At 74.8% G+C, this 13,723-nt stretch carries 12 protein-coding genes; 4 read left to right on the top strand and 8 right to left on the bottom strand.

Annotation, left to right across the window (positions count from 1 at the left end):
* Positions 1-58 precede the first annotated feature (58 nt).
* A complete protein-coding gene (locus ACA361_RS14485) occupies positions 59-1,858 on the bottom strand; it encodes a sulfatase-like hydrolase/transferase (RefSeq protein ID WP_375012450.1) in 1,800 nt (599 codons plus the stop codon).
* A gap of 55 nt (positions 1,859-1,913) precedes the next feature.
* Between ACA361_RS14485 and ACA361_RS14480 the strand changes: the two genes are divergently transcribed.
* Entirely contained in the window at positions 1,914-4,595 is a 2,682-nt protein-coding gene (locus tag ACA361_RS14480; RefSeq protein ID WP_375012449.1) for a DUF4132 domain-containing protein, read from the top strand.
* 24 nt (positions 4,596-4,619) lie between these two features.
* On the opposite strand, the gene ACA361_RS14475 is transcribed toward ACA361_RS14480, so the two are convergent.
* Both ACA361_RS14475 and ACA361_RS14470 read right to left on the bottom strand, forming a co-directional pair.
* Positions 4,620-5,423: an SAM-dependent methyltransferase gene (locus tag ACA361_RS14475; protein WP_375012448.1), complete on the bottom strand. Its 804-nt coding sequence runs from the start codon at positions 5,421-5,423 to the stop codon at positions 4,620-4,622.
* An 84-nt stretch (positions 5,424-5,507) separates the two neighbouring features.
* On the bottom strand, positions 5,508-5,924 hold the full coding sequence (locus tag ACA361_RS14470) for a VOC family protein (protein ID WP_375012447.1): 417 nt from the start codon (positions 5,922-5,924) through the stop codon (positions 5,508-5,510).
* 212 nt (positions 5,925-6,136) lie between these two features.
* Here ACA361_RS14470 and ACA361_RS14465 point away from each other — a divergent pair, with 212 nt between their 5' ends.
* The gene (locus ACA361_RS14465) at positions 6,137-6,655 is read left to right on the top strand and encodes a SigE family RNA polymerase sigma factor (protein ID WP_375012446.1); all 519 of its coding nucleotides are present in this window, start codon (positions 6,137-6,139) and stop codon (positions 6,653-6,655) included.
* On the top strand, positions 6,645-7,910 hold the full coding sequence (locus ACA361_RS14460; protein ID WP_375012445.1) for a hypothetical protein: 1,266 nt from the start codon (positions 6,645-6,647) through the stop codon (positions 7,908-7,910). Before ACA361_RS14465 ends, ACA361_RS14460 begins: the two co-directional genes overlap by 11 nt.
* Here ACA361_RS14460 and ACA361_RS14455 read toward each other — a convergent pair.
* The gene (locus ACA361_RS14455; RefSeq protein ID WP_375012444.1) at positions 7,885-9,525 is read right to left on the bottom strand and encodes a right-handed parallel beta-helix repeat-containing protein; all 1,641 of its coding nucleotides are present in this window, start codon (positions 9,523-9,525) and stop codon (positions 7,885-7,887) included. The genes ACA361_RS14460 and ACA361_RS14455 overlap by 26 nt on opposite strands.
* A gap of 169 nt (positions 9,526-9,694) precedes the next feature.
* Here ACA361_RS14455 and ACA361_RS14450 point away from each other — a divergent pair, with 169 nt between their 5' ends.
* Entirely contained in the window at positions 9,695-10,234 is a 540-nt protein-coding gene (locus ACA361_RS14450; RefSeq protein WP_375012443.1) for a hypothetical protein, read from the top strand.
* 143 nt (positions 10,235-10,377) lie between these two features.
* Here ACA361_RS14450 and ACA361_RS14445 read toward each other — a convergent pair whose 3' ends face one another.
* The 4 genes from ACA361_RS14445 to ACA361_RS14430 all read right to left on the bottom strand — a co-directional run bounded on the left by ACA361_RS14445 (position 10,378) and on the right by ACA361_RS14430 (position 13,643).
* Positions 10,378-11,178 carry an FAD:protein FMN transferase gene (locus tag ACA361_RS14445; protein ID WP_375012442.1) on the bottom strand — a complete coding sequence of 267 codons (801 nt, stop codon included), beginning with the start codon at positions 11,176-11,178 and terminating at the stop codon, positions 10,378-10,380.
* Complete coding sequence (locus ACA361_RS14440) at positions 11,178-11,675, bottom strand: FMN-binding protein (protein WP_375012441.1); 498 nt, start codon at positions 11,673-11,675, stop codon at positions 11,178-11,180. The genes ACA361_RS14445 and ACA361_RS14440 overlap by 1 nt, the downstream gene beginning before the upstream one ends.
* A gap of 28 nt (positions 11,676-11,703) precedes the next feature.
* Complete coding sequence (locus tag ACA361_RS14435; RefSeq protein WP_375012440.1) at positions 11,704-13,242, bottom strand: ferric reductase-like transmembrane domain-containing protein; 1,539 nt, start codon at positions 13,240-13,242, stop codon at positions 11,704-11,706.
* 116 nt (positions 13,243-13,358) lie between these two features.
* Positions 13,359-13,643, bottom strand: a complete 285-nt coding sequence (locus ACA361_RS14430; protein WP_375012439.1) for a hypothetical protein — start codon at positions 13,641-13,643, stop codon at positions 13,359-13,361.
* Positions 13,644-13,723 lie beyond the last annotated feature (80 nt).

Below are 13,723 nucleotides of genomic sequence, written 5' to 3'. Positions count from 1 at the left end.
GTCTCGCCGCGACCGCGATGCGGAAGCGCAGACACGCCACGAGTCGACCCGGCCGGTGTCAGGGTGTGCTGAACGCGGACAGGAAGCGGTCGCGGAAGGAGCTCATCCGCCATACCGGCGCCCGCGGCCCGGGCTTGAGGCCCTCGTTCCAGCCCCAGCCGGAGATCCGCTCCAGGACGGCGCGGTCGCGGGCGACGACGGTGATCGGCACGTCCCGGCCGGAGTTCTCGCCGGCGACCTTCGGCAGGGGCTGGTGGTCGCCGAGGAAGACCACGACGAGGTCGTCGTCGCCGTGGTTCTCCACGTACGAGATCAGCGTGCCCACCGAGTACTCGATCGAGCGCCGGTACTCGCCCCGGATCCGCTCGGGGCCGGGCCAGGGCGGCCTGGTCCGGGCCTCGCGCATGCTCCGGTAGACCGAGCCGTCCCCGACCTGGTCCCACGGGATGAAGCGGGGGATGGAGCCCCAGGACGCGTGGCTGGACAGCAGCGGGATCTCGGTCATCGTCGGGCCGAGGTCGCGCCGCCCGTGCTCCAGGCGCTCGAACGCCGACAGCGTGTACTGGTCGGGCATCGTCGTCCAGCCGAACTTCGGCCCGCGATAGCCCAGGTCCCTGCTGGTGTAGACGCGGTCGTACCCGAAGAACGACCCCTCCGGCCAGGCCCGGGTGACGCCCGGCATGACGCCGACCGTCCGCCAGCCCGCGCGCCGGAACGCGCGGTTCAGCGTGAGCCGGTCGCTGTCGACGAGGTTGCGGTACCGCTGCTCGTTGTCGATCCACAGGCCGGACAGCAGCGTGGCGTGCGCGAGCCAGCTGCCGCCGCCCGCCGTGGACGAGGTGAGGAACGCGCTGCGCGAGCCGTACCCCTTGGCCTTCAGCCGCCGGTCGCCGTCCGCCAGCAGCGCGCCCACCCGCGGCGCCATCTCCGGGTCCTGGACCGCGGACCGCCCGTAGCTCTCGACGAACGCGAGCAGGACGTCCTTGCCGCGCAGCGCGGTCAGCAGCCGGTCGCCGGGCACGTTCCGGTACGCGTCGACGGACGCCTCCTCGGCGAAGGCCCGCCGGTCGTGCAGCCCCGCGCCGATCTGGACGGCGTGCCGGTACGCGACCTTGGCCGCCCCCTTGGAGGCCAGCGGCACGCCCGGGACCAGCTGGGCGCCGAGCGCCGTGGCGGCGAGCCACACCGCCGTGAGCACCGACACCGTGCCGGTCGTCGCGGCCCTGTGGCGGCGCAGGAGCCGGGACAGCCGTACCGCCGAAAGCGTCGTCAGCGCGATCAGGACGCACGCGAGCAGGACGGTCCCCGCGACGGCGCCGGCCGCGGCGGGGCGCCCCCGGGTGCTCTCCACGAACTCCACCCCGGCCCGGATCGAGACGCCGTCCACGACCGGGTCGAACGAGCGGGCGAGGAAGTACTGGAAGCCCATGTCCATGGCCTTGAGGATCGCCAGCACGCCGAGGCCCGCGCCGAAGGCGAGCACGAACGCCCGCCGCGTCCGGCGCGGCAGCACGAGCACGAGGAAGGCGGCGATCAGGGCCTCCACCGGGATCCGCGCGAACCAGTCCGGCTCCAGCCGGCTGAACCGGGTCGGCAGCAGCAGCACGAACAGGACGAGCGCCGCGGCCAGGCCGCCGGCGCCCCATCCGGCGGCGCGCCGCCACCGCGAGCGGCGCCCGCCGGGCGCCTCGACGTGCTCGGGCTCTCGCTTGTCGGGCTCTCGGGCGTTCCGGGGGCCGGCGTCCGCCTCGGCGGGTGCGGCCTCGGGCCGGCTGTCGATGGTCAGGGCGTCCTCCGTGCGTCGTACCGGGCCGACACTGTCAGTACGTCGGCCCGGCCGCCGCCGGTTCAGCCTCATGCCGTCCGGGGTTTCCGCGGCGGGATGTCCGCCTCCGGCCTTACGGTGATCACCCATGAGTGATCAACTGCGCGATGAGGACGTTCTGGTCATTCCCGACGCATGGCGGGACGAGTTGCTGCCGCGGCGCGGCGGCCGCACGCCCGTACCGCCGGCCGAGCCGGAGGCGGCCGAGGTGGAACGGGTACGGGACGCCCTGGAGACGGGGCGGCCGGCCGTCGAGGCCGTCCTGGCCCACGGGTCGACCGACCGCCGGCTCGCCGAGGCGGGCGGGGCCTACCTGCGGGGCGAGCCCGACGCGCTGGGCGCGGCGGTGGTCGCGGTCGTCGAGACGCGGATCCGCACGGCCGAGGCGTACGCGTCGGACGGCGCCTGGGTCGACTTCCTCGCCGCCGAGCACGGCCTCGCGTTCGCCGCGCGGGCGTCGGCGGAGTTCGACGGGATCCGGGCCCTGTGGCACGACAGGACGGCTGAATGGGCGCTGTCGGCCGTCCACGACGGCTGGACCACCAGGCGCGCGCCCTGGACCCTGAACGGCTCGGGACGGCGGATGCGGGCGCTGCTCGCGGCGGCCGGCGAGGCCGAGTACGCCGCCGCCGTCGAGGGCCTGGCGGAGCACCGCGAGACGCGCCTCCAGCGGCTCGTGGTGTCCTACCTCGTGCCGTCGCGGCAGGACTGGGTGGACGAGTGCTGCGAGGAGCCGGCGCCGCGCGACTACTGGGCCTCCGACGAGCCCCTGCTGCTGTGGTGCGCCCTCGGGAGCGAGGCGCAGCTCGCCCGGCTCGGCCCCCTCGCGCGCTTCGAGCGCGACACGCGCCTCCGCCCGGTCGTCTTCACCGCGATCGACGGGCTGGGCGCCGCCGTGGCGCCCGCCCTGGCCTCGGCGCTCCACGACGAGGCCGGGTACTGGGAGCCGGCGGACGAGGCGGAGCGGCGCCGGGCGCTGCTGGAGGGGCTCGGCGCGCTCCCGACCGACGACGCGTTCCGGTTCGTGGCGGAGGCGCTCGGCCGGCCGCAGGTGCTGGCGGCCGCGGCGGAGATGTGCGAGCGCTTCCCGGTACGGGCGCTGCGCGTCCTCCCGGAGTTCAGCGGCGGGACGTCCGAGCGCGCGCGGCTGGCGGCCGGGCTGCTGAACGCGTGCGCGCGGTCCCGGCCCGAGCTGCTCGGCCTGGCCGGGGACGGCGCCAGGACCGCGGTCGAGGCCGTCCAGGCCGGCATGGTGGCGGAGGCGCCCGCGAGCGAGGTGCCGGCGGCGCTGCGCAAGGCCGGCGGCACCGCCCCGCCCGCGTGGGCGCTGCCGGGCGCGCTGCCGCAGGTCCTGCTCAAGGGCGGGGAGCGGGCGCTCCCTCTCGCGGCGACCGGCCGGCTCGTCGAGGCGCTGACCAGGGCGACCCCGCGCCGCAGGCCGAACGCCGCCGTGCGGGAGGCGCTGGACGCGCTCGACCCGCGGTCCCTGTTCGAGTTCGGGTGGGGGCTGCTCGGCCTGTGGCGCGCCGCCGGCGAGCCCGAGCGGGCCGGCTGGGCGCTGGCGCAGCTGGGCTGGACCGGCGGCGACGAGGCCGCGCGGCGGCTGGGCGCGATGGCGCGGTCCTGGACCGGGCAGGAGGGGGTCCGGCTGCCGCTGGACGGCCTGGACGTCCTCGCGGGCTCGGGCAGCGACGTCGCGCTCATCCAGCTGCACCTGGTCGCGGCGAAGGCCAAGCCGAGGCGGCTCAAGAAGAAGGCCGTCAAGCTGCTCGCCACGGCCGCCGAGGCGCGCGGCCTCACGCCCGAGCAGCTCGGCGACCGGCTGGTGCCCGACTTCGGGCTGGACGCCGACGGCGGCATGACGCTCGACTACGGGCCGCGCCGCTTCACGGTCGGCTTCGACGAGCAGCTCAGGCCGTACGTGGTCGACGGGACCGGCAAGCCGCGCAAGACGCTGCCCAAGCCGGGCGCGAAGGACGACCGGGAGCTGGCGCCGGCCGCGTACGCCGCGTTCGCGGGGCTGAAGAAGGACGTCCGCACCGCCGCGCCCGAGCAGATCCGCCGGCTGGAACGGGCGATGTGCGAGCAGCGCCGCTGGGAGACCGGCGAGTTCCGCGCGCTGTTCGTCGAGCATCCGCTGCTGTGGCACATCGTCCGGCGGCTGGTCTGGCTGCACGAGGACGGCGGCGCCGGCGGGGACGGCGGCGCCGGCGGGGACGGCGACGGCCGGAAGGCCACCGCGTTCCGGGTCGCCGAGGACCGCACGCTCGCGGACGCGGCCGACGAGGTCCTGTCGCTGCCCGAGACCGGGAACGTCCGGATCGCGCACCCCCTGCACCTCGGCGGCGCGGTCCGGGAGTGGGGCGACCTCTTCGGCGACTACGAGATCGTCCAGCCGTTCGCGCAGCTCGGCCGGCCCGTGTACGCGCTCACCGCGGAGGAGCGCGGCGCCGCCGTCCTGGACCGGGCCACCGGCGCCACGGTCCCGACGGGACAACTGCTCGGGCTGGAGCGCCAGGGCTGGACGCGCGACACCGCTGAGGACGGGGGCGTCCAGCACGCGCTGGTCCGCGAGGTGCCCGGCGGGACGGTCCGGATCCATGTCAGCCCCGGCTTCCCGGTCATGGCGCCGGCCTCGTGGGCGGAGCAGACGATCGGCGCGGTCAGCGTCCGCACGCCGGCCGCCCCGCACCGCTTCGCCGCCCTCGACGACGTGACCGCGTCCGAGGTGCTCCTCACCCTGAGCACCCTCACGGACGCGGCCGCCTGATGAGCGGTGGCGCGGGCCCGGCCCTCAGGGCTTGCGGGCGACCCCGCAGAACGCGTCCACCTCCGCCGGCTCGCCGCCGAACGGGGTCGGCTCGGGGCGCCAGCGCGACACCGACACGACGCCGGGTTCGAGCAGGTCGAGGCCGTCGAAGAAGCGCGCGATCCGCTCGGGGGTCCGCAGCTCGTAGTCGTACCCGCCGTCGTCGCGGACCTCCTCCGCCTTCGCCGCCGCCTCCGGGCGGACCGTCCTGGTGCCGTCCTCCAGGACGAGGAAGCTGCCGGACGGCAGGGCGTCCAGGAGGTCCCGCAGGATCGCGGCGGCCTCGCCGTCGTCGCGGACCGTTCCCAGGACGCCCAGCAGCATCAGCCCGACGGGCTCGGTGAAGTCCAGGGTCTCGGCGGCCTGCCGGAGGATGGTCTCGGGGCGGCGCGCGTCGGCGTCGATGTACGCGCAGACACCCTCGGGCGTGCTGGTCAGCAGCGCGCGGGCGTGGACGAGGACCAGCGGGTCGTTGTCCACATAGACGATCTTCGATTCGGGCGCGATGCGCTGCGCGACCTCGTGGGTGTTGTCGTGGGTGGGCAGGCCCGTCCCGATGTCGAGGAACTGCCGGATGCCCTCCTCGCCGGCCAGGTGCCGGACGGCCCGCCCCAGGAACGCCCGGGACAGCCGCGGCACCTCGCCGAAGTCGGGGTACACCTCCAGGATCTTCTCCGCGAACTCCTGGTCGGCGGGGTAGTGGTCCTTCCCGCCGACGAAGTAGTTCCAGACCCGCGCCTGGTGGGGGGTGCCGGTGTCGAACGGGGGTGCGGCCGCGTCTTCGCTCAAGGGGACTCCATCGCAGACAAGGATCAGTCGTCCCCATCCTGGCCAACCGCGACGATCTTCGTGACCGAAATGTAGGTATTCGCCCTACCCTGCCGGAGTGTTGATCATCCAGCGGTGCCCGAACGGGTCGACGATCACGCCCATCCGGCCGAACGGGTACTCCCCGACCGGGCGCTCCAGCTCCGCCCCCGCGTCGACCGCGCGGACGGCCACGTCGTCCACGTCCGAGACGGTCAGGTAGACCGACTGGCTGGGCCCGCCGCGGGCCTTGGGGCCGAGCAGCCCCATCTCGGGGTACTCGTCGGCCAGCATCAGGACCGAGTCGCCGATGGCCAGCTCGGCGTGCCCGAGGCGGCCGTCCTCCATCACGACCGGCTCGCCGCGCATGCGGGCGCCGAACACCCGCGCGTACCAGTCGAGCGCGCGCCTCCCGTCGTCGACGTTGAGGTAGGGCGCCAGCGAGTGGACCCGCGCCTGGGATTCCGCCGCCGTATCCGTCATGGTGTCTCCTCCTGGTCGTAGCAGTGCCCGGCGGACGCGCTCGTGCAGCCGGGCGGCGAACAGCGGGTCCGGATCGGCCGGGGAGACCGGGGCGCGGAGGGCGTCCAGGCGCTCCTTTCTCCGACGGGCCCATCCGAGATCTGCCCAGCCGGGACCCGCGTGCAACAGTTCGGAGGGCTGCGGCGTCCTGGGGTGGATGGAAAGGACGGCCTTTGGACGACGGTGTGACGTACGAGGAATTCGTGACGACCCGCGCGCGGGCGCTGCTCCGCTACGCCTACGTGCTCACCGGGAACCCCGACGACGCGGCCGACCTGCTGCAGGAGGGGCTGGTCCGGCTGCGCGGGGCGTGGCCGAGGGTCGTCAACAAGCGCGATCCCGAGGGGTACGTGCGGACGATCATGGCGCGCCAGCACATCAGCTCGTGGCGGCGCCGAAGACGCGAGCACCTGGTCGGCAGCGTGCCGGAGGAGCGGTACGTGGACCGCGGGCTGGAGCGCGCCGAGCACGACCCGCGGCTGTGGGAGGCCCTGATGGCGCTGCCGCGGCGCCAGCGGACGGTGCTGGTGCTGCGCTACTACGAGGACCTGGCCGACGAGGAGATCGCCCGCGTGCTCCGCATCTCGCGCGGGACGGTGCGCAGCCAGGCCGCCCGCGCGCTCGGCAAGCTGCGCGCTGACTGGAGTCCGGTTTTCGACACGGCCATGACGGGAGCCCAGCATGACGAATGATCTGAACCGGGCCCTCAGCGGTGCGCTCAGGACCGCGGCACGGGACGCGCCGGAGCCCGGGGCCGATCTGCTGGAACGGGTCGAGCAGGGGTACCGCCGCCGCCGGCGGCGGCGCCGGACCGCGGCCGCCGTGCTGTCGGTGGCGGTCCTGCTCGGCGGTACGGGGATCGCGGGCGCGGGCCTGCGCCCGGACGGCCCGCCGCCCGTCGCGGCCGAGCCGTCCGGCCTGGCCCCGGTCTCGGCGGCGGAGCTGGGCAAGCCGGTCCCGGTGCGCCAGAAGTGGCCGGACGCGGTGCGCACCCTGCCGGCCAGGATGCCGGACGGGCGCGCGTACCGTCCCGTCACGCTGCTGGATCCCCGGACGCTGCTGGTGACGACGGAGTCCCGCTTCGAGCGGGCGGACATGCTCTGGGTGTACGACCTGCCGAACCGCCGGGCCAAGGAGGTCGCGGAGGTGATCATTCCGCCCGGCTCGAAGATCTTCCCTTCGGACTTCACCGTGGCGGCCGGCCGGATCGTGTGGTGGCTGGTCACCGCCGCGGGCGGCCGCGAGACCCTGGAGTTCTGGACGGCGCCGCTCGCGGGCGGCGAGCCCCGCAGGCTCGCCGCCATGCCGCAGGCCGGAGCGAGGATGGGCGGCATGCTCATCGACGGCGGGCAGCTCGTGTGGACCATGGCCGGTACCGGGGACGGCGCCGCCGTCTACCGGATGCCGCTCTCCGGCGGCGTCCCGCGGAAGATCCCGGGTACCGAGGGCCTCCAGATCCTCAGCTGGCCATGGGCAGGCGCCCCCGGGGAACGCAGCGGTGCCCGGGTGGGCGATGTGCGGTTCAAGTCGATCCGCAACCTCCAGACGGGCGAGCGCCGTACGGCCGGCGTCGCCTCGTTCAAGGGCGTCTGGGAGTGCGCCGTCAACTGGTGCCTGGGCGGGCCGGCGAGCGACGTCATCTACGACGGGAGCGAGCTGGTCACGGCCGTGCAGCGCCGCAACGGCCGGGACGGCCGCAGCCTCCCGGCGGACGCCGGCATGCCGGGCGGCATCCTGTACGAGCGCTTCGTCCCCTACCGCACGCGGGGCGCGGCGTCGAGGAACCACATCCTGTACGACCTGGAGACCGGCACCCTCCTCGACACCGGCGTCCGCCAGGGGAACGGCGGGATCTCCGCGAACCCGCGCAAGGACGCCCGCGACCCGCTGATCTTCCTGACGAGCGGGAACCGGAAGGTCCTCATCGACCTGTCCGAGATCCGCTGACGGCGGGCGCCCCGGCCGGGCGCGGGGGCGTGTCGAACCAGTCGCAGCCCTGCGGGCGCGGCCTGTCGCGGCCGTACTCGGAGCACGGCAGGCCGGACAGCACCTTGGACGGCCGGCCGATCAGGGAGAAGATCGTCCAGCCGGAGGGCCGGGTGCAGTCGGGCAGGCGGGCCGGGTCGGACCTGACCGTCCCGTACGACGAGGTGTTGTCCTGCCAGCAGTTGCCGTCGCCCTGCTCGTCCCACCACACGTCCAGGCCGTTCGGGAGCCGCGCGCCGTCGGGGGCGACGCCGAAGGCGTTGCGGGTGTAGCGGTTGCGGTGCGAGGTGTCGCGGAACTTCGCCAGGTCGTTCTCGCCGCGGATGGGCGCGGGCACCCAGATCTGCCGGAAGCCGCTGCGCCAGTTGTCGTACAGCCGGTTGTGCACGTAGCTGTTGTCGTTGCCGCCGCCGAGCAGCAGCCCGGTCCCGACCGGGACGGGCGGGGCGGGGCAGACCACGCCGCGCTCGTGCCCGCGGTCGCGGGGCGGCTTGGCGCAGGTGCCGTCCCAGACGTTGCCGTAGTAGTTCTCGTTGTTGCTGTAGATGAGGTTGTTCTCGAACGTCGCGTGGTTCTGCGGCAGCCCGGGGTGACCGGGGAACGCGCTGTCCATCGAGACGCCCGCCGAGTTGTGGTGGAACGTGTTGTCGTGCGCGTAGACGGAGTCGCCCGCCGTGCCCGAGTATCCGAGCGCGTTGTGGTGGGAGTCGCAGCGCTGGATCTCGATGGAGTGCCGGCGGCCGTTGAGGGGCGAGGCGGAGCCGGGGTAGATGCCGGCGTCGCCGTTGCCGTGGCCCTCGCAGTCGGTGTAGAGGCCGTGGTCGCTGGCGAAGGTGAGGAAGCCGTACTCCTCGTTCCAGCGGGCCAGCGCGCGGTCGATCACGAAGCCGTCCTGCTCCAGGACGTAGACCCCGTTGAACTCGAAGAGCTGCGTGGTGATGTTGCGCAGGTAGAAGCCGTCGGCGCGGTCGGAGCGGATGCCGTTGAGCTTCTCCCAGCTCCCGTCCTCCTTGAACCCGCCCTCGATGACGACGTCGGTCGTCTCCCGGCCGGTGCCTTCCAGCTGGAGGTCGCAGCGGACGCTGTCGCACGAGTGGTCGTCGTCGTCCGGGGTCCGGTCCCCGAAGATCGCCACGAGTTGCTGGAGGTTGGGGCAGGCGTACTGCTCGGCGTACGTGAGCAGGTCCTTGCCCGCGAGCGGGGCGCAGCGCTCGCTCGGCGCGGCGCGGCTGGGCTCCTCGCGGTACGTCCCCGGCAGCACGTAGATCGTCGTGCCGCGCTCCTCGACGGCGTTCACCGCGGCCTGGACGTGCTCGAACGAGCACTCGGCGAGGAGTCGCTCGTTGAGCGTCCTCAGCCGGCCGGTGTAGCTCCTGATGCGCTCGGCCGAGTCCGGCTTGCACACCACCAGCCGGGGCGAGGCGGGCGCCTTCCGGTAGGTCGGGACCTGGCCGGTGCCGGCGGGGAACCTGACCTCCCGCTCGGCGTGGGCGAAGGCCGGAGCGGCCAGGAGCCCGAGGACGACGGTGACGGCGAGCACGACGGCCGCGCCGCGCGATACGCGCTTCCCCTTCATGGCCCGGAATATGAACGGCCCTCGCAATCCTGCCCAGACCCACTCACCGGCCACATAAGGCCATCCGCGCCCGGGCCGCCTCCCGCGGCACGCTCCGCCGCCGCCCCGGGAACCCGGGCGCGGTCCGGCGCGTCATATCCGGCGCTCCCACGTACTCGAAGGGAGCCCGATGTCAGCACGCAAGGCCGCCGAGAACTCCGGCGCGAACTCCGGCGAGAAGACGAGCCCGGTCGGCATCGCCGTGATGCTCGCGATGTGGCTCGGCGTGGGACTGCTGCCCGTCCTTTTCTCCCTCGGGGACATGCGGCTCGCGTTCGGGCTGGCCGGCGAGCGGGGGACGGCCGTCGTCCAGTACTGCGAGGACCTCGGCGAGAGCCGCTACGACTGCCGCGGCCGCTTCGAGCCCGCCGACCCGCGGGCGGAGGCGACCACGGACGTGCGTCTCCCGCCGGACTCCGACGAGGGCGAGATGTTCCCGGCGCGGCTGCGGCCGGACGGTGAGCAAGCGGTGCCCGCCGACACCCAGGGCCGGCTGGCGGCGCTGGCGGTGCCCGCGCTCGGGATGGCCCTCCTCGTCCCGCTGCCGGCCGGCCTGGCCTACCTGATCGCCGGCCGCCGGCCGGGCCGCGTCCACCGGTACGCGATCGCGGTCCTGGCGGCGGGCTTCGCGCTGCTGTGCGCCGTCGGGCTGGTCGCCTCGCTGCTGTAGCCGCCCGGCTCCGCGTTCAGGGGCGTTCGGCGGCGGGGCTGGGCGGCGGCGCGCTCGCGCTGAGCGCGACCGACATGCCGAGCCCCGCCGCCAGCGCCATGGTGATGAGCACGAAGAAGAAGCGGTGCATGGGAGCCGTCCTCTCAGGAACGCGCGGCGGCGGGCTCGGGCTCGCGCTCGGGGTCGTCCTCGGCCAGCGGGAGACCGCCGGACGTGTAGGCGTGCCCGTCGCTGGTGATCGCGGCCGACTCGTACCCGGAGCCGGAGTCCGCCAGCCGGGCGAGCCACAGCAGGCCGTCGGTGCCCATCGCCAGCGCGGCCGTGGCGTACGCGTCGGCGAGCCCCAGGTCGGGGCCGGTCACGGTGACCGAGCGCAGGGCGCGGGCGGGCTCGCCCGAGTGCGGCTCGATGACGTGCAGGCCGCGCTCGTACGTCCCGGACGTGGCGACCGCGAAGTCCGTCCCGGCGACCACCCACGCCGACCGGTCCGGCCGCCACGGATGCCGGATCCCGACGCGCCAGTCCCGGTCCGGCTCGGGACGGCCCCGGCTGCGGACGTCGCCGCCCGCGTTCACGCAGTGGTTGAGCGAGCCCGCCCGCGCCAGCCGCGCCGAGGCGATCTCGACCGACCAGCCCTTCACGTACCCGGAGGGGTCGAGCCGCCCGGCCGCCCGCGCGTCGAAGGCGCCGCCGGTCTCCCGGCGCAGCGCCTCGCACGCGTCCAGCACGGCGCGGGTGTCCGGCGAGCAGTCCGCGAGGGACAGCTCGCCGCGGTCGAGCCGGCGGATCTCGCTGTCGTCGCGGTACGTGCTGAACCGCCGGTCCACCTCGTGCAGCCAGGCGCACGTCCGCTCGACCAGCGCGGCCAGCGTCGCCGCGGGGAACGGATCGGTGATCTCGATGGTGACCGCGGTGCCCATGACGTCCTCGACGTGGTACACCATCAGGCCCTCGCCGCTTCCAGCGCCGACCGCAGCGAGGTGGCGAACGAGCCGCTGGTGTAGGTGGCGCCGGACACGGTGTCGACCCGGGCGCCCTGCGCGCTCAGCGCCTGCTGCCGCAGGACGGGGATGGCGCGCCGGTTGACCTGGAGCGTCTTGGCCGGCGTGGTGCCGTGCCTGGCGGCGACGCCGGTGATCCGCCCGTTGGCCACCCGGATCGTGACCTGGACGGGGCCGTGCTGGTTGACCGAGGTCGCCCCGCGGAACACCCCGTCCTTCAGCCCGCCGCCCGCCGCGCTCCGGCGCGTCTTCCGCGCCTGCGGGGTCTTCCCCGCCTCGCGGGTCGGGCCGGGCGCGGCCTCCAGGTCGCCGCCGCCCCCGGCCGTCTGGTTCGCCCCGGCGTTGTTCGCCTCGAACGCGGCGTCCGCCCCGAACCTGGCCCCGAGGAGCAGGGCGGTCCCGGCCAGCGTGCCGGCGACCGCCGCGGTGGCTCGGCGCATCACGTACCTCCCGGTGGTGAGAAAGCGTCTAGAACTCGAACGGGTCCAGGTGGATCTGGCCGCGGCGCACGCGCAGCCGGCGCAGCGTCGCGAGCGCGGCCTGCACCATCCCGGGCGGGCCGCACAGGTACACGTCGCGGTCGCGGACGTCCGGGACCAGCTCCCGCAGGCCCTCGGGGGTGAACAGGCGCTGCGGCCCCGGCTCGTCCCGCGAGCCCAGCACGTACCGCAGGTCGTGGCCGCGCCGGTGCGCGACGCCGCGCAGCTCGTCGCGGAAGATGACGTCGCCGGGCCCGGTGGCCCGGTAGATGACGGCGGTGCCGCCGGGCAGCTCGTCCATCAGGGCGCGGATGGGGGCGATGCCGCTGCCGCCCGCGATCAGCAGCGCGCGCGGGCGCGTCCGGTGGGCCGCGGTGAACGTCCCGGACGGGCCGCTCGCGAGCACCCGGACGCCGGGCCGCATCCGGCTCAGCTCCTCGGTGTGGCCGCCGACCGCGTTCACGGTCAGCCGCAGCCACTGCTGGTTGGGCGCCGCCGACAGCGAGAACGGATGGGACTGCCACCACCCGCTGCCGGTCAGGAACCGCCAGCGGAAGTACTGCCCGGCCCGCGCCTCCAGCCGGTCCAGCCGCCGCCCGCCCACGTAGATCGAGAACATCGTGTCCGACTCGGCGACCACGTCGATCACCTGGAGGCGGTGCCGCAGGTTGAACCACAGCGGCTCGACGACCCGGCCCCACACCAGGCAGGCGATCACCAGCGCGTACAGGCCCATCCAGAACCAGCGGCCGAAGCCCTCCTGGGACAGCTCGGTGCCTTCGGTGAACTGGTGCCCGTACCCGAGGACCAGGATCGCGTACGTGGCCAGGTGCAGCCAGTGCCACAGCTCGTACGGCAGCCGGCGGCGCAGCCCCCGGATCGCCAGCGCGCTGATCGCCACCATGATCCCGGTCGCGGCGAACGCGCCGGTCAGCGTGCCGAGCAGGGTGCGCGTCTCGGCGACGATCGTGACGCCCTCGGTCATCGCGTACCCGACCGTGATGTAGCCGGCGTGCGCCAGCACCATCACCAGCAGGTACGCGCCCAGCCGCCGGTGCCAGCGCATCAGGTCCCGGCCGCCGATCCACGTCTCCAGCCACGAGACCCGGCTCATCAGCAGCACCTGCACCAGCAGCAGGTAGCCGCCGACCAGGCCGGTGACCCGCCCGGCCGCGGTGACGACCTCGGCGGGCTCGCTGAGCCCGCTGGGCGGGGTGCCGAACACCCACAGCGCGACGCTGGTGGCCAGCAGCGACCAGAAGAGCATGACGACGAGCAGCCGGTTCCCGGCGGTCCGCGCCGCCGGCGCCTGGGCGCGCCGCCGCGCGGGCGCCGCGCGTTCGGTCCGCTCCCACAGGCTCGCGTCGCGGGAGTAGCGCGGGCCGCGCGCGTCCTCCAGGACCGCCGTCGGATTCTCCGGCCGCGCGTCGCGCCGCGGTTCCGGCGGCCACGACAGGCCGGGGGTCTCGCGTACGGCCGTCCGGCGCCGATCCCACGCGCTGCCGTACGTCTCGCCGACAGAGTGCACACCGACCTCCGTGAGGGTGGGCCCGCGGTCCGGGTGCGTCCCGTTCACCCGGAGCCTGACGGCATGTCGTACGGTCGGCCCCGCGCGTCCGGTTCACCTCACGGCGGCGCGCCCTCTCAGGAGCCGCGCGGCGGGGCGGGCCGGCGCCCCATGAGTTCGCGCTCCCAGAACAGCGCGGCCTCGCGGTCGGCCTCCGTGCAGCCGCACTCGCGGGCGTGCCTGGTCAGGGACGCCGCCCGGCGGATCAGCGCGGACGCGCGCACGGCGGCGCACCCGCAGCGGTGCGCGACCCGCGCGCCGGTCGCCGGGCTGACCGGCGCGCCCTCGCCGGCGCAGTCGCACAGCGGCGAGCCGCGCATCTCCAGCTCGTCCGCGAACATCGCCCGCCGTGCGTCGTCCATGCAGAACATCCTCTCGCCATCGCCTCCCGCGATGACAGCGAAACGTGAGCTGGACGAGGTGACCGCGTGCGAGGTTCCGG

Source organism: Actinomadura sp. 21ATH, from assembly GCF_041951345.1.
GTDB lineage: Bacteria > Actinomycetota > Actinomycetes > Streptosporangiales > Streptosporangiaceae > Spirillospora.
This window is presented reverse-complemented; position numbering and strand designations above follow the sequence as displayed.